Origin of the sequence: Comamonas sp. (assembly GCF_036666375.1) — a bacterium.
GTDB lineage: Bacteria > Pseudomonadota > Gammaproteobacteria > Burkholderiales > Burkholderiaceae_C > Comamonas.
The window spans coordinates 1-20,838 of sequence record NZ_JAVWWA010000052.1 but is presented as its reverse complement, the minus strand read 5'-3'; the positions used below and the strand labels follow the sequence as shown (position 1 = coordinate 20,838).

At 68.0% G+C, this 20,838-nt stretch carries 13 protein-coding genes; 8 read left to right on the top strand and 5 right to left on the bottom strand.

Annotated elements, in window-relative coordinates; all coding sequences use genetic code 11:
* From hutH to RR928_RS13840, 4 genes are all read left to right on the top strand, one after another.
* A partial coding sequence (gene hutH, locus RR928_RS13855) for a histidine ammonia-lyase (RefSeq protein ID WP_332682960.1) occupies positions 1–1,447 on the top strand: 1,447 nt, incomplete at its 5' end.
* Positions 1,448–1,460: 13 nt separating this feature from the next.
* Positions 1,461–3,158 carry a urocanate hydratase gene (gene hutU / locus RR928_RS13850; protein ID WP_332682958.1) on the top strand — a complete coding sequence of 566 codons (1,698 nt, stop codon included), beginning with the start codon at positions 1,461–1,463 and terminating at the stop codon, positions 3,156–3,158.
* Between the two features lie 4 nt (positions 3,159–3,162).
* On the top strand, positions 3,163–4,413 hold the full coding sequence (gene hutI / locus RR928_RS13845) for an imidazolonepropionase (RefSeq protein WP_332537974.1): 1,251 nt from the start codon (positions 3,163–3,165) through the stop codon (positions 4,411–4,413).
* Positions 4,410–5,819 (top strand): formimidoylglutamate deiminase, encoded by a 1,410-nt coding sequence (locus tag RR928_RS13840; protein ID WP_332537975.1) that lies wholly within the window; start codon positions 4,410–4,412, stop codon positions 5,817–5,819. The genes hutI and RR928_RS13840 overlap by 4 nt, the downstream gene beginning before the upstream one ends.
* Positions 5,820–5,834: 15 nt before the next feature.
* On the opposite strand, the gene RR928_RS13835 is transcribed toward RR928_RS13840, so the two are convergent.
* The 3 genes from RR928_RS13835 to RR928_RS13825 all read right to left on the bottom strand — a co-directional run bounded on the left by RR928_RS13835 (position 5,835) and on the right by RR928_RS13825 (position 10,045).
* Positions 5,835–8,249: a TonB-dependent siderophore receptor gene (locus RR928_RS13835; RefSeq protein ID WP_332537976.1), complete on the bottom strand. Its 2,415-nt coding sequence runs from the start codon at positions 8,247–8,249 to the stop codon at positions 5,835–5,837.
* Between the two features lie 119 nt (positions 8,250–8,368).
* On the bottom strand, positions 8,369–9,478 hold the full coding sequence (locus RR928_RS13830; protein WP_332549031.1) for a FecR family protein: 1,110 nt from the start codon (positions 9,476–9,478) through the stop codon (positions 8,369–8,371).
* A gap of 69 nt (positions 9,479–9,547) precedes the next feature.
* Positions 9,548–10,045, bottom strand: a complete 498-nt coding sequence (locus tag RR928_RS13825; protein ID WP_332537978.1) for an RNA polymerase sigma factor — start codon at positions 10,043–10,045, stop codon at positions 9,548–9,550.
* A 244-nt stretch (positions 10,046–10,289) separates the two neighbouring features.
* Here RR928_RS13825 and RR928_RS13820 point away from each other — a divergent pair, with 244 nt between their 5' ends.
* Positions 10,290–11,756 carry a hypothetical protein gene (locus tag RR928_RS13820; protein ID WP_332537979.1) on the top strand — a complete coding sequence of 489 codons (1,467 nt, stop codon included), beginning with the start codon at positions 10,290–10,292 and terminating at the stop codon, positions 11,754–11,756.
* 79 nt (positions 11,757–11,835) lie between these two features.
* On the opposite strand, the gene purL is transcribed toward RR928_RS13820, so the two are convergent.
* Entirely contained in the window at positions 11,836–15,837 is a 4,002-nt protein-coding gene (gene purL, locus RR928_RS13815) for a phosphoribosylformylglycinamidine synthase (RefSeq protein ID WP_332537980.1), read from the bottom strand.
* 145 nt (positions 15,838–15,982) lie between these two features.
* Between purL and map the strand changes: the two genes are divergently transcribed.
* Both map and RR928_RS13805 read left to right on the top strand, forming a co-directional pair.
* Complete coding sequence (map, locus tag RR928_RS13810; RefSeq protein ID WP_332537981.1) at positions 15,983–16,798, top strand: type I methionyl aminopeptidase; 816 nt, start codon at positions 15,983–15,985, stop codon at positions 16,796–16,798.
* A 75-nt stretch (positions 16,799–16,873) separates the two neighbouring features.
* Positions 16,874–19,465, top strand: coding sequence for a [protein-PII] uridylyltransferase (locus RR928_RS13805; RefSeq protein ID WP_332537982.1), 2,592 nt, complete (start codon positions 16,874–16,876; stop codon positions 19,463–19,465).
* A gap of 192 nt (positions 19,466–19,657) precedes the next feature.
* Here the strand turns inward: RR928_RS13805 and def are convergent, their stop codons facing one another.
* Positions 19,658–20,197 carry a peptide deformylase gene (gene def, locus RR928_RS13800; RefSeq protein ID WP_332537983.1) on the bottom strand — a complete coding sequence of 180 codons (540 nt, stop codon included), beginning with the start codon at positions 20,195–20,197 and terminating at the stop codon, positions 19,658–19,660.
* A gap of 72 nt (positions 20,198–20,269) precedes the next feature.
* Here def and RR928_RS13795 point away from each other — a divergent pair, with 72 nt between their 5' ends.
* The gene (locus RR928_RS13795; protein WP_332537984.1) at positions 20,270–20,710 is read left to right on the top strand and encodes a YbaN family protein; all 441 of its coding nucleotides are present in this window, start codon (positions 20,270–20,272) and stop codon (positions 20,708–20,710) included.
* Positions 20,711–20,838: the final 128 nt, after the last annotated feature.

Sequence of the window (20,838 nt, the reverse complement as noted above, 5' to 3'; positions counted from 1 at the left end):
CGCGATGCAGGCCGCCCAGGCCACGGTGCAGCGCATCGTCGGCGAAGACCGGATGGTCTACGGCATCAACACCGGCTTCGGCAAGCTGGCCAGCACGCGCATTGCGCACGAGCATCTGGCCGCGCTGCAGCGCAACCTGGTGCTGTCGCACAGCGCGGGCACGGGCCAGGCGCTGGACGACGCCGTGGTGCGCCTGGTGCTGGTCACCAAGGCCGTGGGCCTGGCGCGTGGCCACTCGGGCGTGGACCCGCGCATCGCCGAGGCGCTGCTGGACCTGGCCAATGCCCAGGTGCTGCCGCTGATTCCCGCCAAAGGCTCGGTGGGTGCTTCGGGCGATCTGGCGCCGCTGGCCCATCTGGCCTGCGTGCTCATGGGCGAAGGCCAGGCCAGGCACCAGGGCCGCGTGCTGCCCGGCCGCGAGGCGCTGCAGGTCATAGGCCGCTCGCCGTTCGTGCTGGGCCCCAAGGAAGGCCTGGCACTGCTCAACGGCACCCAGGTATCGACATCGCTGGCGCTGGCGGCGCTGTTCGGCGCGGAAAACGTATTGGCCGCGGCGCTGGTGGCGGGCGCGCTGTCGCTCGAAGCCATCAAGGGTTCGGTCACGCCTTTCGACGCGCGCATCCATGCGGCGCGCGGCCAGCCCGGCCAGATCGCGGTCGCCGCGGCGCTGCGCGCGCTGCTTTCTGGCAGCGCCATCGCCGCCTCGCACCCGCATTGCGCGCGCGTGCAGGACCCCTACTCGATACGCTGCATGCCCCAGGTCATGGGCGCCTGCCTGGACCAGCTGCGGCATGCGGCGCGCGTGCTCGAGATCGAAGCCAATGGGGCAACCGACAACCCGCTGGTGTTCGCCGACGGCGACGTACTGTCGGGCGGAAACTTTCATGCCGAACCCGTGGCCTTCGCCGCCGACGGCATGGCGCTGGCCGTGGCCGAGATCGGCGCCATGTCGGAACGCCGCATTGCCCTGCTGATGGACACCCATCTGTCGGGCCTGCCGGCGTTTCTGGTGCCCGACAGCGGCCTGAACTCCGGCTTCATGCTGGCCCAGGTCACGGCTGCGGCGCTGGCTTCGGAGAACAAGTCGCTGGCCCACCCGGCCAGCGTCGACAGCCTGCCCACCTCGGCCAACCAGGAAGACCATGTTTCCATGGCGACGTTTGCCGCGCGCCGGCTCGCGGCCATGGTCGACAACACCGCGGTGATCGTGGGAATAGAAGCCGCGGCCGCGGCCCAGGGCCTGGAGTTCGATCGCAGCCTGCGCAGCTCGCCGCTGCTCGAAGCCCAGTTCGGCGCGGTGCGCGAACGCGTGGCCTTCCTCGCGCAGGACCGCTGCCTGGCGCCCGACATCGAAGCCATGCGGCTGTGGGCGCATCAATCCGACTGGCCGGGCGCGCTGCTGCAGTGCCTGCCCAGCCACGCGGCTTCACCGCACCACGGGCGCTGAAAGGAGTCACCCCATGCACAACGACATCACCTTGCGCCACGACGCCACGCGCAGCATCCGCGCGCCGCGCGGGCGCCAGCTCAGCTGCCGCAACTGGCTCATAGAAGCCGCATACCGCATGCTGCAGAACAACCTCGACGCCGAAGTCGCCGAGCGCGCCGAGGACCTCGTGGTCTACGGCGGCATAGGGCGGGCGGCACGCAATTGGGAGTGCTACGACCGGATACTCGCGGCGCTGCAGGCGCTGGAGACCGACCAGACGCTGCTGGTGCAGTCGGGCAAGCCCGTGGGCGTGTTCACCACGCACGAGAACGCGCCGCGCGTGCTGCTGGCCAATTCCAACCTGGTGCCGCGCTGGGCGAACTGGGAGCATTTCCACGAACTCGACCGCAAGGGCCTGTTCATGTTCGGCCAGATGACGGCCGGCAGCTGGATCTACATTGGCGCCCAGGGCATAGTGCAGGGCACGTTCGAGACCTTTGTCGAGGCCGGGCGTCAGCACTATGCCAACGATCTTTCGGGGCGCTGGATTCTCACCGCCGGCCTGGGCGGCATGGGCGGCGCCCAGCCGCTGGCGGGCGTGCTGGCCGGGGCCTGCGTGCTGGCCGTCGAATGCCAGCAAAGCCGCATCGATTTCCGGCTGCGCACGCGCTATGTCGACCAGCAGGCGCGCGATCTCGACGCGGCGCTGGCGCTGATCGCCGAGCACACGGCAAAGCGCCAGCCGATCTCGGTGGCACTGCTGGGCAATGCAGCCGAAGTTTTTCCCGAACTGGTGCGCCGCGCGCGCGCCGGCGGAATGCGCCCCGACATCGTCACCGACCAGACTTCGGCGCACGACCTGATCCACGGCTACCTGCCGCGCGGCTGGAGCGTGGCGCAGTGGCAGGCCGCGGCGCGCGATGGCGCCGAGCACGCGCGCCTCAAGGACGCGGCCGCCTACAGCTGCGCGCTGCAGGTGCGCGCCATGCTCGACTTCCACGCCATGGGCATTCCCACCGTCGACTATGGCAACAACATCCGCCAGGTCGCGCGCGATGCGGGCGTGGTCAACGCCTTTGACTTCCCGGGCTTCGTTCCCGCCTATATCCGGCCGCTGTTCTGCGAGGGCAAGGGGCCGTTCCGCTGGGTCGCGCTGTCGGGCGATCCCGAGGACATCTACCGCACCGACGCCAGGATCAAGCAGCTGTTTCCAGAAGACCGGCACATCCACCGCTGGCTCGACATGGCGCGCGAACGCATTGCCTTCCAGGGACTGCCCGCGCGCATCTGCTGGCTGGGCCTGGGCGAGCGCCACCAGGCGGCGCTGGCCTTCAACGCCATGGTGCGCAGCGGCGAGCTCCAGGCGCCCATCGTGATCGGCCGCGACCACCTCGATTGCGGCTCGGTCGCCAGCCCCAACCGCGAAACCGAGGCCATGCGCGACGGCTCGGATGCGGTCGCCGACTGGCCGCTGCTCAACGCCCTGCTCAACACCGCCAGCGGCGCGACCTGGGTCAGCCTGCACCAGGGCGGCGGCGTGGGCATGGGCTACTCCCAGCATGCGGGCATGGTGATCGTTGCCGACGGCAGCGACGCCGCGGCCGCGCGCCTTACGCGCGTGCTCTGGAACGACCCGGCCAGCGGCGTGATGCGCCACGCCGATGCGGGCTATGCCCAGGCGCTGGCCGCCGCCAGGCGCCACGACCTCAACCTGCCGATGCTGCGCTGAAGCCATGCAAACGACCGCGCCACTGGAATCGCTGCCCTGCGCCGACGGCCGCTGGCAGCCGCTGCGGCTCGCGCCCGATCTCTGCCGGGCCGATGTACGCGTGGCCGCCGACCAAGCCGCGTGCATCGTCGTCGACCATGGGCAGGTGGTCTGGGTCGGCCCCGAAGCCGCCCTGCCTGCCTGCCATGCGCATCTGCCGCGCCATGACGGCCAGCGGCGGCTGGCCACGCCGGGCCTGATCGATTGCCATACGCATCTGGTCTATGGCGGCCAGCGCGCCGATGAATTCGCCGCGCGGCTCGCGGGCGCCAGCTACGAACAGATCGCGCGCGCCGGCGGCGGCATTCTGGCCAGCGTGCGCGCCACGCGCGCCGCGAGCGAAGACGAGCTGCTGGCCCAGGCGCTGCCGCGGCTGCGGCAATTGCTCGCCGAAGGCGTGTGCGCGATCGAGATCAAGTCCGGCTACGGGCTGGCGCTGGCGCATGAGCGCAAGCAGCTGCGCGTGGCGCGCCGGCTGGGCCGGCTGTGCGGCGTGACCGTGCAAAGCACCTTTCTGGGCGCGCACGCGCTGCCGCCCGAGTTCGCGGGCCGCAGCCAGGCCTATATCGACCAGGTCTGCGACCGGATGCTGCCCGCGCTTGCGGCCGAAGGCCTGGTCGACGCCGTCGATGTGTTCTGCGAGCGCATCGCGTTCTCGCTGGCCGAAACACAGCAGGTGTTTCAGGCGGCGCAGCGTCTGGGTCTGCGCGTCAAGCTGCACGCCGAGCAGTTGTCGAACATGGAAGGCGCGGCGCTGGCCGCACGCCACGGCGCGCTTTCATGCGACCACCTGGAGCATCTGTCGGACCGGGGCATTGCCGCCATGCGGGCCGCGGGCACGGTGGGCGTGCTGCTGCCCGGCGCGTTCTACACGCTGCGCGACATTCAGCGCCCACCGATAGACGCACTGCGCGCCGCCGGCGTGCCCCTGGCCGTGGCCACCGACCACAATCCCGGCAGCTCGCCCTGCCTGAGCCTGCTGCTGATGGCCAACATGGCCTGCACCCTGTTTCACCTGACCGTGGCCGAAGCGCTGGCCGGCATCACATGCCATGCGGCGCGCGCGCTGGGCCTGCAGGATTCGCTGGGGCTGATTGCCTCCGGCCGGCCCGCCAACTTCGTGCTGTGGCAGCTGGACGCAGCCGCGGAGCTGGCCTACTGGCTGGGCCAGCGCCCGCCCTGCCGCATTGTCCGCCAGGGGCGCATTGCCGCATGAACACCGCCTGGGCCCATCTGCTGGCCCCGGTGCGCGCGCTTTGGGCCGAGGACGCGCTGCTGCCCCAGGGCTGGGCGCGCAACGTGCTGCTGCAGTGGGACGCCAGCGGCCACATCACCCAGGTGCAGGCCGACCTGCCGGCGCCCGCGGGCGTGGCGCGCGCGGCTGGGCCCATGCTGCCGGGCATGCCCAATCTGCACTCGCATGCCTTCCAGCGCGCATTTGCGGGCCTGACCGAAGTGCGCGCCGGCGAAGCCGACAGCTTCTGGAGCTGGCGCCGCCGGATGTATGAATTCGCCCGGCGCATCACGCCCGAGTCGCTGGAAGCCATCGCGGTCTGGCTGTACCTCGAGATGCTGGAAGCCGGCTACACCTCGGTCTGCGAGTTCCACTATCTGCACCACGCCGCGGACGGCAAGCCCTATGCCGACGATGCCACGCTGAGCCTGGCGCTGCTGCGCGCCGCGCGCCGCGTGGGCATAGGCATCACGCTGCTGCCCGTGCTCTACCAGAGCGGCGGCTTCGGCGTGCCGCCGCGGCCAGAGCAGGCGCGCTTTGTCTGCGGCACCGAGCAGCTGCTGAACCTGCTGCAGCGGCTCGCGCCCGTTGCCCGGGCCCAGGGCGCGGCGCTAGGCCTGGCGCCGCATTCGCTGCGCGCCGTGCCGCCGGCCAGCCTGCTGGCCGGCGTCGCGGGACTGCACGCGCTGCTGCCGCGCGCGCCGGTGCATATCCATATTGCCGAGCAGCAGCAGGAAGTGCAGGACTGCCTTGCCTGGAGCGGGCAGACGCCGGTGCAATGGCTTGTGGACCATGCGCCCGTCGATGCGCGCTGGTGCCTGGTGCATGCCACGCACATGACGCCCGCGGAATCCGCGGCCGCCGCGCGCAGCGGCGCCGTCGCCGGACTGTGTCCCAGCACCGAGGCCAATCTGGGCGACGGCATCTTCGATCTGCCGCAATGGCTGCAGCACGGCGGGCGCTGGGGGCTGGGCTCCGACAGCCAGGTCTGCGTCAACGTGGCCGAGGAGCTGATGCTGCTCGAGTACGGCCAGCGCCTGCAGCGGCGCGAACGCAATGTGCTCGCGCATGCGCAGCAGTCGCAGACCGCGACCGCCATGGTGCTGCAGGCCGTGGCCGGCGGCGCCCAGGCCGCGGGCCGCGCGATTGCCGGGCTGGGCGCCGGCCAGCAGGCCGACTTCGTCATTCTCGACGCGCGCCATGTGGCGCTGTGCGCGCTGCCTGCCGACAGTGCGCTGGCCGGCCATATGTTTGCCAGCCACCGGACTTCGGCCGTGCATGCGGTCTGGGTTGCGGGCCAGCAGCGCGTTCTGCCCCGCGGCCACCCGCTGCGCGCCAGCGCCCAGGCCGCTTTCGTGCGCGCGCGCCGCGAGCTGCTGCAGGCCTGAACCCTGCGCTCCCCCTCAGAAGTCGTAGCGCATTCCGACGTTGACGCTGCGCGGCGCACCCCAGGTGTAGAACAGGCCGGCAGCGCTGAAGTTGGTCATGCCGGCCAGATATTTCTTGTCCAGCGCGTTGTTCACGTTGACGCTGAACGACAGCTGCCGGTCGACCTGGTAGCGCGCCATCAGATCCAGCAGCGCATAGCCTTGCTGCGCCAGCGTGGCCGCATTGTTGCTGACGGAAGTCCGGTCCTGCCAGCGCGTGGCCGCGCCCACGGTCAGCCCGGCGAGCGCGCCGCCGCCGAAGCGGTAGGTCGTGCCCAGCTTCAACTGGTACTTGGGATAGGCCGTGGCGCCGGTGAGCGAGCTGTTTTGCTGCACCACGCTGCCCTGCGCCTGCCAGCCGGGCGCGAGCTCGCCCGACATCTCGAGCTCCCAGCCGCGGCGCGTGGCCGCAGAAACCGCGCGGTAGGCGGGATCGCCGGCTGGCGTGAGGCCGCCGCTTTCCTCGGCGGTGTTCTCGGTCTTCATCCAGAAATGGGCAATGCTGGCGTTCAGGCGCCGGTCGAAGAACTCGGCCTTGGCGCCGATCTCGAAGGTGTTGCCCTTTTCGGGCGGCAGCGTGCCGCCGAATTCGTTCAGGCTGCTTTGCGGCTGGAAGATATTGGCGTAGCTGCCATAGAGCGACACGTTGGGATGCGCTTCGTAGACCAGCCCCGCATAGGGCGTGACCACGCCGTTTTCCTTCATGTCGGAGTTCCACCAGTAAGGCGTGGTGACGAGTTCGTGGTACTGGCTCACGCGCAGCCCGGCAATCAGCTGCAGCGGATCGGAGACCTGGAAGCGCCCGGCCGCATAGGCATAGCGCTGCTTCTGGTTGAAGCGGTTGTCGCCGTAGCGCAGATTGCTGTAATCGGGCTCGGCCAGCGCCGCCCCGCCCTGCGCAAAGCTCACGCCCAGGTCGGCCAGCGGCGCCAGCGACAATGCGTTGAGCGGCAGCAGCGCATGGCTGCGAAAGCGCGAGATGCCCGCGCCCGCAAGCAGCTCGTGCGTGCGGCCGAAAAGGCTGAACGGGCCTTTGACATCGAGGTTGGCCGTCCAGTTGTTGTTGGTCATGTCGCGCCAGCGGCCGAAGCTCGCGCGCTGCTGGTCGTAGAAGTAGCCGGCCTTCATGTCGTCCATGGCCGCGCGCTGGTGCGAGAACTTGAACGTCGCCGTCCAGTCGTTGGCCAGGCGCTGCTCCACGCTGCCGAAAAGGTTGAGCTGATCCTGCGCGTAGCCGCCCCAGGGCGCGCCGGTGTTGAACGAACGCGCCATCCACGGCACTTCGGCACCCTTGGTCGAATAGCGCTGTATCGGCTGGGTCGTGCCTATGCCGCCGGCTTCGCGCCGGCGGTAGGTGAAGCCCAGGTTGAGCAGCGTGTCGGGCGACAGGTCGGCCTCGAGCGCGCCAAACAGCATCTGGCTGTTGCTTTTCTCATGGTCGCGAAAGCCGCCGGCGTCCATGGCCGAGGCCACCAGCCGGCCGCGCAGCGTGCCTGCCTCGTTGAGCGCGCCGCTGATATCGGCCTGGGCGCGGTAGCTATCCCAGCTGCCCGCGCTGGCGCGCACGCTGGCCTGGAACTCGCGCGTCGGACGCTTGCGCACCATGTTCACCGTGGCGCCGTAGTTGCCCTTGCCCACGACCAGGCCCGATGAGCCCTTGAGCACTTCGATGCGGTCGATCTCCGCCATGTCGTCCAGCGAAAACAGCGTGCTGGTCAGGTAGTACCAGCCGCTGCTGACCTGGGCCATGCCATCCACCTGCAGATTGACGCCGGTGCCGCGCGCCTGGAAATCGGTGGCATTGCCCTGGCGGTAGACGCTGATGCCCGGCGTCTGCTCCATCACATCGGCCAGCGTCTCGAGCTTGAAGTCGTCCATGCGCTGGCGCGTCATCACGCTGACCGACTGCGGCGTCTCGCGCAGCGAGAGGCTCAGGCCGGTGGCCGTGCGGCTGGGGCCGGTCTGGGTGTAGCTGCCGGTGTTTTCGGTCGCGCCGTCGCTGTGGGCCTGGGCGGTCACGGTCACGGTGCCCAGCGCCGCAGCTTCGCCGGCCGCGGGCGCGGCCTTGATGACAAAGCCCCGGCCTTCGGGCACGGCCACCAGGCCGCTGCCCGCGAGCAGTTGGTCCAGCGCCTGGCGCGGCGTGGCGCCCGCGCTGAACGCGCGCGCGGTCTTGCCCGCGACCAATGCCGGCGCAAAGCCTATCGGCGTGCCCGTGGCCGCGGACAGCTCATTGAGCGCGGCGTCCAGCGGCTGCGCATTCGCCGAAGGCTGGGAACTCTGGCCCTGCGCCGTGGACTGGGCCCAGGCCATCAGCGGCGTGGACAAGGCCAGCGCGACGGCCAGGGCAAGAGGTGCGGGACGGAAACGGGGGAGCTGCGTTGAGCGCATGGACAGGTCTTCCAGGTAGCGGGTAGTGAATGAAAATGAGACGCACTACTCTTAAAGACGCACCAGCGCGCAGGAACTGCACCCCAGGCGCAGCGATTTCCTGAAAAATCCGCCAGCGCTCAGGGCGCGCTGGTGATTTCGGTGATTCCACCCGCACCCGCGACCAGCTTCACGGGCAGGATCTGCGTGACCATGCGCGCGAACTCGGCCGGCTGGTCCACGGGGTAGCTGCCGCCTATGGGCAGGGCCGCGACCGCGGGATGGCGTATCACCAGGCCCGTGGGCCCATAGCGCTCGAGTTCGCGCAGCGCATCGGCCAGCGGCGTGTTCTCGAAGCGCACCAGGCCCTTGCGCCACAGCGCAATGCCGCTGGGCGCGATGGTCGCCACGGCGCCGACCTTGCCGTCGGCGGCCACGCTCAGCGCCTGGCCCGCAACCAGATCCACGGCGGCCGCGGTGAATCCATTGCCGGCGATCGGCAGGCCCGCTACGCGCACATGCCCCTGCTCGACCGCGACCTTGACCAGGCCCGCATCCATGCCCTCGCTGCGGTAGCGCACCGAAAAGCGCGTGCCGACCACGCTCACGCGCGCCGGCCCGGCCAGCACATGGAACGGCTTGCGGCTGTCGGCCGAGACAGCGAACAGGATCTGCCCCTGGACCAGACGCACCTCGCGCCTGTCGCGGTACAGCGCGACCTGGGCCTGGGTATCGGCGTCCATCGCCAGCTGCGTGCCGTCGGGCAGCGTGATGGTCTTGCGCTGCGCGCGCTCGGCCGCGTACTGGCCGGTGAAGGTCGGCTGCTGCCATTGGTGCCAGCCCGCGCCCAAGGCCAGCAGTGCCGCGCAGCACGCGGCCAGCAAGGCCGGACGTGGCAGCGCGATGCGCCATGCCGGCCATCTGCGCGCCAGCCGCATCTGCGGCGGCGTGGCGGCCGGTGCGGCCGCGCCTGCACGCAAGCGCGCCACGCGCGCGGCGGGCAGCGCGCGCAGCGCGGCCAGGTCCTGGTCCAGGCCGCGCCAGGCCGCGGCATGCGCGGGATCGGCCGCCAGCCACTGCGCCAGCGCGTCCTGCGCGGCCGCGTCCAGGCCCTGTTCGGCGCGCGTATGCCAATCGGCGGCCGCGACATCGACCGGGTCCTGCGGGCCGAGAAACTCCGCGAGCGCGCGCGCTTCCTGCTCCTCGTCAAACGGGGCGCTGGAAGAAGAAGGCAGGGAGAAACGGCTCATCTTATGAATATAGACGCGCGAACAGGCGCAAAACTGCACCCTGCGCCGCGACGGGAACCTGGCTTGTCGTCACTGGCCATGGTCCAGCGCCTTTCTGCGCGCGGCGCAGGCGATCTTGCCGCGGCTGATGTACTGGTTGACCATGCTCAGCGACACGCCCATGCGCTGCGCGATCTGCTGGTTGGACAGCTCGTCGAACAGGTACATGCAGAACGCTTCGCGGCAGCGCGGCGGCAGCGCTTCTATGGTCTCGAGGTAGGCATCGACCGCCTGCGACGAAGCATAGGCCTGCTCGGGCTGCAGATACGCGGGACTGACCGGCTGGTCGGCATCGTCCAGCCCATCGATATCGTCATGCTGGCGCAGGGCAGCGCGCCGGTCCAGATCGATCTTGGCGCGCAGCGCGACCTGGCGCAGCAAGGCCCCGGGCTCGAGAATCACCTGGCCCGACTGCTGCATGGAAAGCACGCGTGCATAGCTTTCCTGCGCGAGATCGGCCGCGACATCCCGGTCGCGCACCTTGCGCAGGCAGAAGTTCAGCAGATCGCGGTAATAACGGGTCAGCACGGTCCAATCCAAGCCAGCAAAACAACGCAGCCCAGCTGCGCCTGGCAAGCGGGAGTGCGCGAATTATAGACTCCGATGAGAATGATTCTCAAATCGGTGCAATCCTTTGCCGCAACGCCGCGCCACGGCCGCCGCAGCACCGACAATCCAGGGGCAGATCCGCGCTTCAGAATGCGGCGGATATGCCGATAAAGACCCAGGGCCGGCGCGACTTCGATGGCCCGAACAAAGGAGATGACGGACCGTGAGCACTATTTCCCCCACCCTTTCCAGCGTCCTGACCAGCCAGGCCATGCGCAGCACGTCGACGGCGGCCAAGGTTTCCGCGCCCGACGCCGCCGAGAGCGTGGCGTCCACGCCGTCCACCGTGCTGAGCCTGGACACCATGACCGCCGTCGACGTTATCTACACCAAGCCTGCGCCCTATACGCCGCGCCAGGCATGGGCCAGCCAGACCCGGGATGCGGTGAGCTCGCTGATGGCGACCAACAGCGCGCGCAGCAGCACGGAAGGCCTCGCGGGCCGCTGGCGCGGTCTGGGCAGCGCGCTGATCAACCAGTTTGCGACCACGGGCGCGAACTACCGGCAAGCGCTGGTGAACTACCAGGCCGCGGATACACCGGGCGTGACCACGCAATCCCTGGACGCCGCCGCGCTCGACGGTTTCAGCGGCAAGGCCGCCAAGGCCAGCTTCAAGGTGCAGACGCGCTCGGGCCAGACGGTGGAATTCATCATCGCCGTCGACAACGCTCCGGGCAAAAATGGCTTGCAAGTGGAGATCAAGTCGTCGGGAGCGCTGAGCAGCAGCGAGAAAACGGCTCTGGCCAAACTGGCGCAGGGCTTCGACAAGGCGCTCGAAGGTCTGGGCCAGGCAGACAAGCCCCAAATGGATCTTGCCAACCTGCTCGATTTCGACAGCAGCGTGCTCAAAAGCGTCGATCTTTCGGTCAAGAATCCCCAGGCGTCGCAGCCGCTGTCCACGTTCAACCTGCACCTGGGTCCGGAGCGCAAGACGCTGGATTTCAAGGGCCTGCTCGGCGAGACCGCGCTCGCGGTCGACGCCCAGAGTCCGTTGGGCGCGGTCGATTCCCGCCAGCGCCAGTCCGCGATCGACGGTCTTTTGCGCCAGTTCGATGCCGCGGCCCAGCGCAGCCATGCAGACAGCCAGCTCGTGGGAATGTTCAAGGATGCGTTCACCCAGCTGCACTCCATCTCCGCCGCCGGCAGCGCGTCGGCCGCGGTCACCCCGGAGCGCCAGGAAGCGGCGTCCCGCATCCAGCCCCTGCTCAGCGGCCTGGCCGATTTCGAGGCCAGCTTCAGCGGCGATTTCGAGCGCACCGGACGCTATGGCGGAGTCATCGAGAAGGGCCATGTCGACTACCGGCTGAGCCAGCAGACCGAAGTCAAGCAGACCGCGGGCGCCGAGGACCTGAGGGCCGAGCAGACGCAGGAGGAAACACTGCAGGGCCAATACATGCAGTCGCGCGGCGGCGTGATGCTGGACACGGCCTCGGGCAACTACGACGTCTTCACCGTGGACGACAGCACGCGCACTTCGACCAAGGTCGAGACCGTCAAGGGCAAGCTGAGCGAGGCCACGCGGCAGACCGAACAGCAGTTGCTGCAGACCATGAAGAAGATGGTCAACTTCCGTGCTGAGGAAGAACGCAGCACGCCGCGCAACAAGAGCCTGGTGGAGAACCTGCTCTAAAAAAAAGGCGGGCCCAGGCGCCGCAAGGCGCCCGGACCCGCCCGCCAGGCCGCCTCAGCGGCCCGGGGTGTGCGTCAGATCAACCGACCCACTTGCGCGCGTTGCGCCACACGCGCATCCAGGGGCTGAACGCGCTCTTGTCGCCCGTGGTCCAGCTCATCTGCACGTTGCGGAACACGCGCTCGGGGTGGGGCATCATGGCCGTGAAGCGGCCGTCGGCCGTGGTCACTGCCGTGAGGCCGCCCGCGCTGCCGTTCGGGTTGAACGGGTACTGCTCGGTGGGCTGGCCGTGGTTGTCGACAAAGCGCATCGCGGCCAGCGCCTGGGCCGCATTGCCGCGCTCGCTGAAGTTCGCAAAGCCTTCGCCATGCGCGACGGCAATCGGCAGGCGGCTGCCGGCCATGCCCTGCAGGAACAGGCTGGGGGATTCGAGCACTTCGACCATGGACAGACGCGCTTCGAAACGGTTGCTCTGGTTCTGCGTGAAGCGCGGCCAGTCCTGGGCACCGGGAATGATCTCGGCAAGCTCGGCAAACATCTGGCAGCCGTTGCATACACCCAGACCGAAGGTATCGCTGCGGCCGAAGAACTGCTGGAACTCCTGCGACAGGCGCTCGTTGAAGGTGATCGAACGCGCCCAGCCAATGCCCGCGCCCAGCGTGTCGCCATAGCTGAAGCCGCCGCAGGCGACGACGCCGGCGAAGTCCTGCAGCTTGGCGCGGCCGGTCTGCAGATCGGTCATGTGCACATCGACGGCTTCGAAGCCGGCTTCGGTGAACGCATAGGCCATCTCGACATGCGAGTTCACGCCCTGCTCGCGCAGCACGGCAACGCGTGGCTTGGCAAGGTTCAGGTATGGCGCGGCGACATTCTCTTGCGCGTCGAACGTCAGCTCCAGGTGCATGCCCGGATCGGTGGCTTCGCCGGCAGCGGCGTGCTCGGCGTCGGCGCAGACCGGGTTGTCGCGCTGCTGCGCGATCTTCCAGCTCACCGCGTCCCAGACCTGGTGCAGGTCGCTGAGCGAGGCGCTGAACACCGCCTTGGCATCGCGCCAGACCTGCAGCTGGCCCTTGCCGGCATCGATGGTGCTCGACAGCGGACGGGTCTTGCCGACGAAATGGCTGCACTGCGACAGGCCATGCTCGCGCAGCGTCTGCATCACGGCATTGCGCTCGGAAGTCCTGACCTGCAGCACGACACCGATTTCTTCATTGAACAGCGCCTTGAGCGTGAGCTCCTCGCGCCGGCCGCTGACCTGCTGCGCCCAGTTCTTGCTGTCGCCGCTGTCCATGCGGCTGTCGGAGATGCCGTCGCCTTCTGTGACCAGCATGTCGACGTTGAGCGCCACGCCCACATGGCCGGCAAAGGCCATTTCGGCCGCCGTCGCCAGCAGACCGCCGTCGCCCTTGTCGTGGTAGGCCAGGATCTGGCCCTGGGCGCGCAGCGCGTTGACGGCGCTGACCAGCTGCACCAGGTCCTTGGCGTCGTCAAGATCAGGCGTCTCGTTGCCGCTCTGATTGAGCACCTGGCCCAGGATGGAGCCGCCCATGCGCATCTTGCCGCGACCCAGGTCGATCAGCACCAGCGTGCTGTCTTCTTCCTGCGCGTCGAGCTGGGGCGTGAGCGTGCCGCGCACATCGGCAATCGATGCAAAGGCGGTGATGATCAGGCTCACGGGCGAAGTGACTTTCTTCGTCACGCCGTTTTCCTGCCACTGCGTGCGCATCGACAGCGAGTCCTTGCCCACGGGAATGGAGATATCGAGCGCCGGGCACAGTTCCATGCCCACGGCCTTGACGGTCGCATACAGCGCCGCGTCTTCACCGGGCTCGCCGCAGGCGGCCATCCAGTTGGCCGACATCTTCACGCGCGGCAGCTCGATGGGCGCGGCCAGCAGATTGGTGATGGCTTCGGCCACGGCCATGCGGCCCGAGGCCGGGGCGTTGATCGAGGCCAGCGGCGTGCGCTCGCCCATCGCCATGGCTTCGCCGGCGAAGCCGCGGTAGTCGGCCAGCGTCACGGCCACGTCGGCCACGGGCACCTGCCATGGGCCGACCATCTGGTCGCGGTGGGTCAGGCCGCCGACCGCGCGGTCGCCAATGGTGATCAGGAAGCGCTTGGACGCCACCGTGGGGTGGGCCAGCACATCGATCACCGCGGACTCGAGCGCCACGCCGGTCAGGTCCATGGCCGGCAGTTCGCGCTCCAGCGTGCTCACGTCCTTGTGCATCTTGGGCGGCTTGCCCAGCAGCACGTTCATCGGCATGTCGACCGGGAATTTCTGGTCGCCAGCGACGACGGCCGTGTCCTCGAGCACCAGTTGGCGCTCTTCGGTGGCCGTGCCTATCACCGCAAACGGGCAGCGCTCGCGCTCGCAGAATTCGGTGAACTGCGCCAGCGACTCGGGAGCGATCGCCAGCACATAGCGTTCCTGGCTTTCGTTCGACCAGATTTCCTTGGGCGCCAGGCCCGACTCCTCGAGGTTCACGGCGCGCAGATCGAAGCGCGCGCCGCGGCCGGCGTCATTGGTCAGTTCGGGGAAGGCGTTCGACAGACCGCCCGCGCCCACGTCGTGGATGGCGAGAATCGGGTTGGCGTCGCCCTGCTGCCAGCAGTGGTTGATGACTTCCTGCGCCCGGCGCTCGATCTCGGGGTTGCCGCGCTGCACCGAGTCGAAGTCGAGTTCGGCGGCGTTGGTGCCCGTGGCCATGGAACTGGCCGCGCTGCCGCCCATGCCGATGCGCATGCCGGGGCCGCCGAGCTGGATCAGCAGCGAACCGGCAGGAAATTCGATCTTCTTGGTCTGGTCCTTGTCGATCACGCCCAGGCCGCCGGCAATCATGATGGGCTTGTGGTAGCCGCGCACCACGCCGCCGACTTCCTGCTCATATTCGCGGAAGTAGCCGGCCAGGTTGGGACGGCCGAACTCGTTGTTGAACGCCGCGCCGCCCAGCGGGCCTTCGGTCATGATCTGCAGCGGGCTGGCGATGTGCTCGGGCTTGCCTATGGTGCTGCCCCAGAGCTTGGAGACCGTGAAGCCGCTGAGGCCGGCCTTGGGCTTGGAGCCGCGGCCGGTCGCGCCTTCGTCGCGGATCTCGCCGCCGTTGCCCGTGGAGGCGCCGGGGAAAGGCGAGATCGCCGTGGGGTGGTTGTGCGTCTCGACCTTCATCAGCACATGGTGGGTTGCGGCCTGCTTGACATAGCTCGGCGCGCTGCCCGCACCCGCATCGAGGCGGGCGACAAAGCGCTCGACTTCATGGCCTTCCATGATCGAGGCGTTGTCCGAATAGGCAACGACGGTGTGCTGGGGCGACACCTGGTGGGTGTTGCGGATCATGCCGAACAGCGACTTCTCCTGCGCCACGCCGTCGATGGTGAAGCTGGCGTTGAAGATCTTGTGGCGGCAGTGCTCGGAGTTCGCCTGGGCGAACATCATCAATTCCACATCGGTGGGATTGCGCTTGAGGCCCTGGAAGGCGTTGACCAGATAGCTGATTTCATCTTCGGCCAGCGCCAGGCCCCAGGCCTTGTCGGCGGCCAGCAGCGCGGCCGCGCCGCCGCCCAGCACATCGACAAACGCCATGGGCTGGGCCTGCAGTTCGGTGAACAGCTTCGCGGCTTCGTTGCGCGAAGTCATCACCGACTCGGTCATGCGGTCGTGCAGCAGTGCCGCGATCTGGCCCAGTTGCTCGGGCGTGAGTTCGGGCGTGCCGCCCAGCAGGCCGGTCTTGAGCTGGATGCGGTATTCGGTCACGCGCTCGACGCGCTGTATCGCCAGGCCGCAGTTGCGGGCGATGTCGGTGGCTTTCGAGGCCCAGGGCGAAATCGTGCCCAGGCGCGGCGTGACGACGATGGCCAGGCCTTCGCTGCTGCCCGCATAGGGCTCGCCGTAGGTCAGCAGCGCCGCGAGGCGGCGGTGTGCGTCGGCATCGGGTGCGGTCTCGGTGGCCACCAGGTGCACGAAGCGCGCGGCCACACCGCTGATCTTGGGGTGGATGGCTTCCAGGGAGGAGAGCAGTTGTCGGGCGCGGAAAGAGCTCAGGGCGTTGCCGCCCTCCAGCTGGGTCAGATGCAAAGTCACGTGGCAGCCTGTCGGGAATAGGAGGCGTGGGACAGCGCGCCCGAAGAAGGCGCGCCGTGGGGGATGGCCGGCATTTTACCGATGTGCGCGCCTTCGCGCAGCCCTGATACCAGCAGGCCCGGAGGTGCAATGGGATAATTGCGCGATGAGCATCACCATCAAAACCGCCGAAGACATAGCAGGCATGCGCGTCGCCTGCCGACTGGCTTCCGAAGTGCTGGACTATATTGCCCCCCACATCAAGCCCGGAATCACCACCGCCGAAATCGACCGCCTGGGCGCCGAATGCATGGCCCAGCAGGGCACCGTGTCGGCCACCATAGGCTACCAGCCCCCGGGCTATCCGCCCTATCCCGGCCATCTTTGCACATCCGTCAACCATGTGGTGTGCCACGGCATTCCCAACGACAAGCCGCTCAAGAAAGGCGACATCGTCAACGTCGACGTCACCGTGATCACCGCCGACGGCTGGTACGGCGACAACTCGCGCATGTACCTGATCGGCGAATGCTCGATCGCGGCCAAGCGCCTGTCGCAACTCACGTTCGAATCGATGTGGCTGGGCATTCAGCAGGTCAAGCCCGGCAATACGCTGGGCGACATCGGCCACGCGATCCAGCGCTTTGCCGAAGGCCATGGGCTGTCGGTGGTGCGCGAATTCTGCGGCCACGGCATAGGCAAGAAGTTCCACGAGGAGCCGCAGATCCTGCACTACGGCAAGCCCGGCCAGGGCACCGTGCTCGAAGCCGGCATGATCTTCACGATAGAGCCCATGCTCAACCTGGGCAAGCGCGACATCAAGGAACTGGGCCGCGACGGCTGGACCATAGTCACCAAGGACCACAGCCTGTCGGCACAGTGGGAACACACGCTGGTCGTGACCCCCACGGGCTACGAAGTCATGACGCTGTCGGCGGGCTCGCCCCCACTGCCCGAGTTCGTCACCACGACCAGCTGCTGATCCCGCAGCGCGCACCGGGAACGCGCATGATTCTTGCAAGTAAGGCTGCGGGTCTTTTCCTTTACCCTATTGACCATGAATCCTCTGCACGCCCTGCGTGACACCTACCGCCGCGACAAGGCCGCCCTCGTGGCCGCCCTGCTCACGCCTGCAACGAACAAGCGCAACATCCGGGCGTCACTGCACCAATTGAGTGCACTGGCCGACCGCCTGCTGTGCCGGCTCTGGGACCAGGCCGAATTGCCGGCCGAGGCCGCGCTGCTGGCCGTGGGCGGCTATGGCCGTGCCCAGCTGTTTCCCGGCTCGGATGTCGATGTGCTGGTGCTGCTGCCGCTGAACGCCGACGCCAGCGCGGGCAGCGCGCTCGCGGCCCGACTTGAGCAGTTCATAGGCAGCTGCTGGGACGCGGGGCTCGAAATAGGTTCGAGCGTGCGCACCACCGCCGAATGCCTGGAGGAATCCGAGCGCGACGTGACCGTGCAGACCGCGCTGCTCGAAGCGCGCTGCATCTGCGGCAGCACGGCGCTGTTCGACGATTTCGGCCGCCAGTACCGCGCGCAGATGGACCCGCGCGCCTTCATGGTCGCCAAGACGCTGGAAATGCGCCAGCGCCACAACAAATACGAAAACACGCCCTACGCGCTCGAACCCAACTGCAAGGAGTCGCCGGGCGGACTGCGCGACCTGCAATACATCATGTGGCTGGCGCGCGCCGCGGGCCTGGGCAACAGCTGGCGCGAACTCGCGATCAACGGGCTGGCGACCGAACTCGAAGCCCAGCAGCTCGAGGCCAACGAAGCCCTGCTGAGCCTGATACGCGCGCGCCTGCATGCGATCTCGGGCCGGCATGAAGACCGGCTGGTGTTCGATCTGCAGACTGCGGTGGCCGAAAGCTTCGGCTTCGAATCCACGGCGCCCGACGGCCAGCGCCTGGCGCTGCGCGCCAGCGAAGCGCTGATGCGCGAGTACTACTGGGCGGCCAAGGCGGTCTCGCAGCTCAGCCATATCCTGCGGCTGAACATCGAGGAGCGCTTCAACCCCTGCGCGCACGAGCTCGTGCCGATCAACGAACGCTTCTTCAACAAGGCGGGGATGATAGAGATCGCCAGCGACGATCTCTACGAGCGCCATCCGCATGCGATTCTCGAGACCTTTCTGGTCTACGAGACCAATGTCGGCCTGACCGATCTGTCGGCGCGCACGCTGCGCGCGCTCTACCATGCGCGCGGGCTGATGGACAGCGGCTTTCGCCACGACCCGGTCAACCGCGCCACCTTTCTCAAGATCCTGCAGCAGCCCAGCGGCCTCACGCATGCGATGCGGCTCATGAACCAGACCTCGGTGCTGGGGCGCTACCTCTGGCCGTTCCGGCGCATCGTGGGCCAGATGCAGCACGACCTGTTCCATGTCTACACCGTGGACCAGCATATCCTGATGGTGCTGCGCAACATGCGCCGCTTCTTCATGGCCGAGCATGCGCACGAATATCCGATGTGCTCGCAGCTCGCGGGCGGCTGGGACAAGCCCTGGCTGCTGTACCTCGCGGCGCTGTTCCACGACATCGGCAAGGGACGCGGCGGCGACCACTCCGTGATCGGCGCCGTCGAAGTCAAGCGCTTTTGCCGCGCCCACGGCATAGACCGGGCCGACGCGGCGCTGGTCGAATTCCTGGTGCGCGAACACCTGACCATGAGCCAGGTCGCGCAAAAGCAGGACCTGGCCGACCCCGAAGTCATAGGCGCGTTTGCCCAGCGCGTGGGTGACGAGCGCCGGCTGACCGCGCTGTACCTGCTCACCGTGGCCGACATCCGCGGCACCAGCCCCAAGGTCTGGAACGCCTGGAAAGGCAAGCTGCTCGAAGACCTGTACCGCGCGACGCTGCGCGTGCTGGGCGGGCGCGCGCCCGACGCCGCCGCCGAGATCGAATCACGCAAGCGCGAAGCGCTGGTGCAGCTGGCGCTGTCGGCCCAGCCGTTCGAGTCGCACAAGAAGCTCTGGGACACGCTGGACGTGAGCTATTTCATGCGCCACGAAGCCGCCGACATCGCCTGGCATACGCGCCACCTGTCGCGCAACGTGGGCGCGCCCCACCCCATCGTGCGCGCGCGCAAGTCGCTGGCCGGCGAAGGCCTGCAGGTGCTGGTCTATGCGCGCGACCAGGCCGATCTGTTTGCGCGCATCTGCAGCTACTTCGACCGCGCCGGCTTCAGCATTCTCGACGCGCGCGTGCACACCGCGCGCAACGGCTATGCGCTGGACACCTTCCAGATCGTCGCCCCCGCCATGCAGGAGCGCTACCGCGAGCTGATGAATCTGGTCGAGACCGAGCTGGTGCAGACCATAGAGCGCGGCGGCGAACTGCCCGAGCCTTCGCAGCGGCGCGTGTCGCGCCGCGTCAAGAGCTTTCCCATGGTGCCGCGCGTGAGCCTGAGCCCCGACGAGAAAGCCCAGCACTGGCTGCTGAGCATTTCGGCGATAGACCGCGCGGGCCTGCTCTATGTGGTTGCCCGCCTGCTCGCGCGCCACCGCCTGAGCGTGCAACTGGCCAAGGTCAGCACGCTGGGCGAACGCGTCGAAGATACTTTCCTGATAGAAGGCGCGGAGCTGCAGCACAACGCCAGGCAGATCGCGATCGAGACTGAACTGATCGAAGCCCTGTCGTTCTAGGGGTTGGAAGCGCTTTTTGAGGGCGGGCCGTTCATCCTTCGACGCGGCCGGCGAGGCAGGCTCAGGACGAACGGGGGCGAGGCCCACTGTTTCTTTTGAGCGCCTACAAGGCTTGGCCTCGCTACCCTGCTCAGCAAGAACGGGCAGCGGGCGTTTCAGCGCGCAATTCTCGCCTTCAGTTGGCGGTCTGCCTCAATCATCCTCCGCCGCGCTGATTCCCGGAAACAGCACCTCGGTGAAGCCGAACTGCGAGAAATCGGTCATGCGCATCGGGTACAGCTTGCCCCAGACATGGTCGCATTCGTGCTGCACCACGCGCGCGTGGAAACCATCTACCGTGCGGTCTATGGGATCGCCGTACTGGTCGAAGCCGGTATAGCGTATGCGCTGCCAGCGCGGCACGACGCCGCGCATTCCGGGCACCGACAGGCAGCCTTCCCAGTCGTTCTCGATTTCCTCGCCCAGCGGCGTGATCTGCGGGTTGATCAGTACCGTGCGCGGTATCACCGGCGCGTCGGGGTAGCGCGGATTGGGCGCGCCCGAGCCGAAGATCACGAGCTGCAGGTCCTCGCCGATCTGCGGCGCGGCCAGGCCCGCACCGTTGGCCGCGGCCATGGTGTCGAGCAGATCGGTGACCAGCAGATGCAGTTCGTCGGTGTCAAAAGCCGTGACGGGCCGGGCCACGCGCAGCAGGCGCGCGTCGCCCATCTTCAAGATAGTGCGTACAGTCATAAGAAATCCTTGGCAATGCGGGCAAGCATAGCGCGCCGCCTGCGGGCCCGCGCCCCCACGGCACAATAGGCCATGCCCGAGATTGAGCAGCCCGCCCCTCTTCCCACGCCCAGCGTTCCGCCGCTGCGCATGCTGCCGTCGCGCCCGCTGCGCTGGCTGCTGCAGGCCTGCGCCGGCATCAGCCTTGCGCTGGGCATTGCCGGGGTGTTCATTCCCGGCCTGCCGACCACGGTCTTCATATTGATCGCCGGCTGGGCCGCAGCGCGCAGCTCGCAGCGGCTGCACAACTGGCTGTGGCGCCACCGGCTGTTCGGCCCCATGCTGCAGGACTGGGCCGCGGGCGGGCACGTGAGCCGGCGCGCGAAGTGGAGCGCGAGCGCCGCCATGGCCCTGGGCGCCATCGTGGTCTGCTGGGCACCCGTGCCGGTCTGGGTGCGCTGGTTTTCGCTGGGCAGCATGTCGTGCGTGCTGGTCTGGCTCTGGTTGCGGCCCGAGCCCGGCGCAGCGAAATAAACAGCATTCAGAAGAAAATTTGCAAAAAATGCCCATCTTTCCTGAACACTGAATTTTTCGTCCTATAATTCAAGTCTTCTTCCTCAATAGCTCAGTTGGTAGAGCGCCGGACTGTTAATCCGTAGGTC

Coding starts and splice junctions, on each gene's coding strand:
- def (WP_332537983.1), bottom strand. CDS start 20,197: ATGACTGTACGCACTATCTTGAAGATGGGCGACGCGCGCCTGCTGCGC.
- map (WP_332537981.1), top strand. CDS start 15,983: ATGAGCATCACCATCAAAACCGCCGAAGACATAGCAGGCATGCGCGTC.
- hutU (WP_332682958.1), top strand. CDS start 1,461: ATGCACAACGACATCACCTTGCGCCACGACGCCACGCGCAGCATCCGC.
- RR928_RS13795 (WP_332537984.1), top strand. CDS start 20,270: ATGCCCGAGATTGAGCAGCCCGCCCCTCTTCCCACGCCCAGCGTTCCG.
- RR928_RS13835 (WP_332537976.1), bottom strand. CDS start 8,249: ATGCGCTCAACGCAGCTCCCCCGTTTCCGTCCCGCACCTCTTGCCCTG.
- hutI (WP_332537974.1), top strand. CDS start 3,163: ATGCAAACGACCGCGCCACTGGAATCGCTGCCCTGCGCCGACGGCCGC.
- RR928_RS13830 (WP_332549031.1), bottom strand. CDS start 9,478: ATGAGCCGTTTCTCCCTGCCTTCTTCTTCCAGCGCCCCGTTTGACGAG.
- RR928_RS13840 (WP_332537975.1), top strand. CDS start 4,410: ATGAACACCGCCTGGGCCCATCTGCTGGCCCCGGTGCGCGCGCTTTGG.
- RR928_RS13805 (WP_332537982.1), top strand. CDS start 16,874: ATGAATCCTCTGCACGCCCTGCGTGACACCTACCGCCGCGACAAGGCC.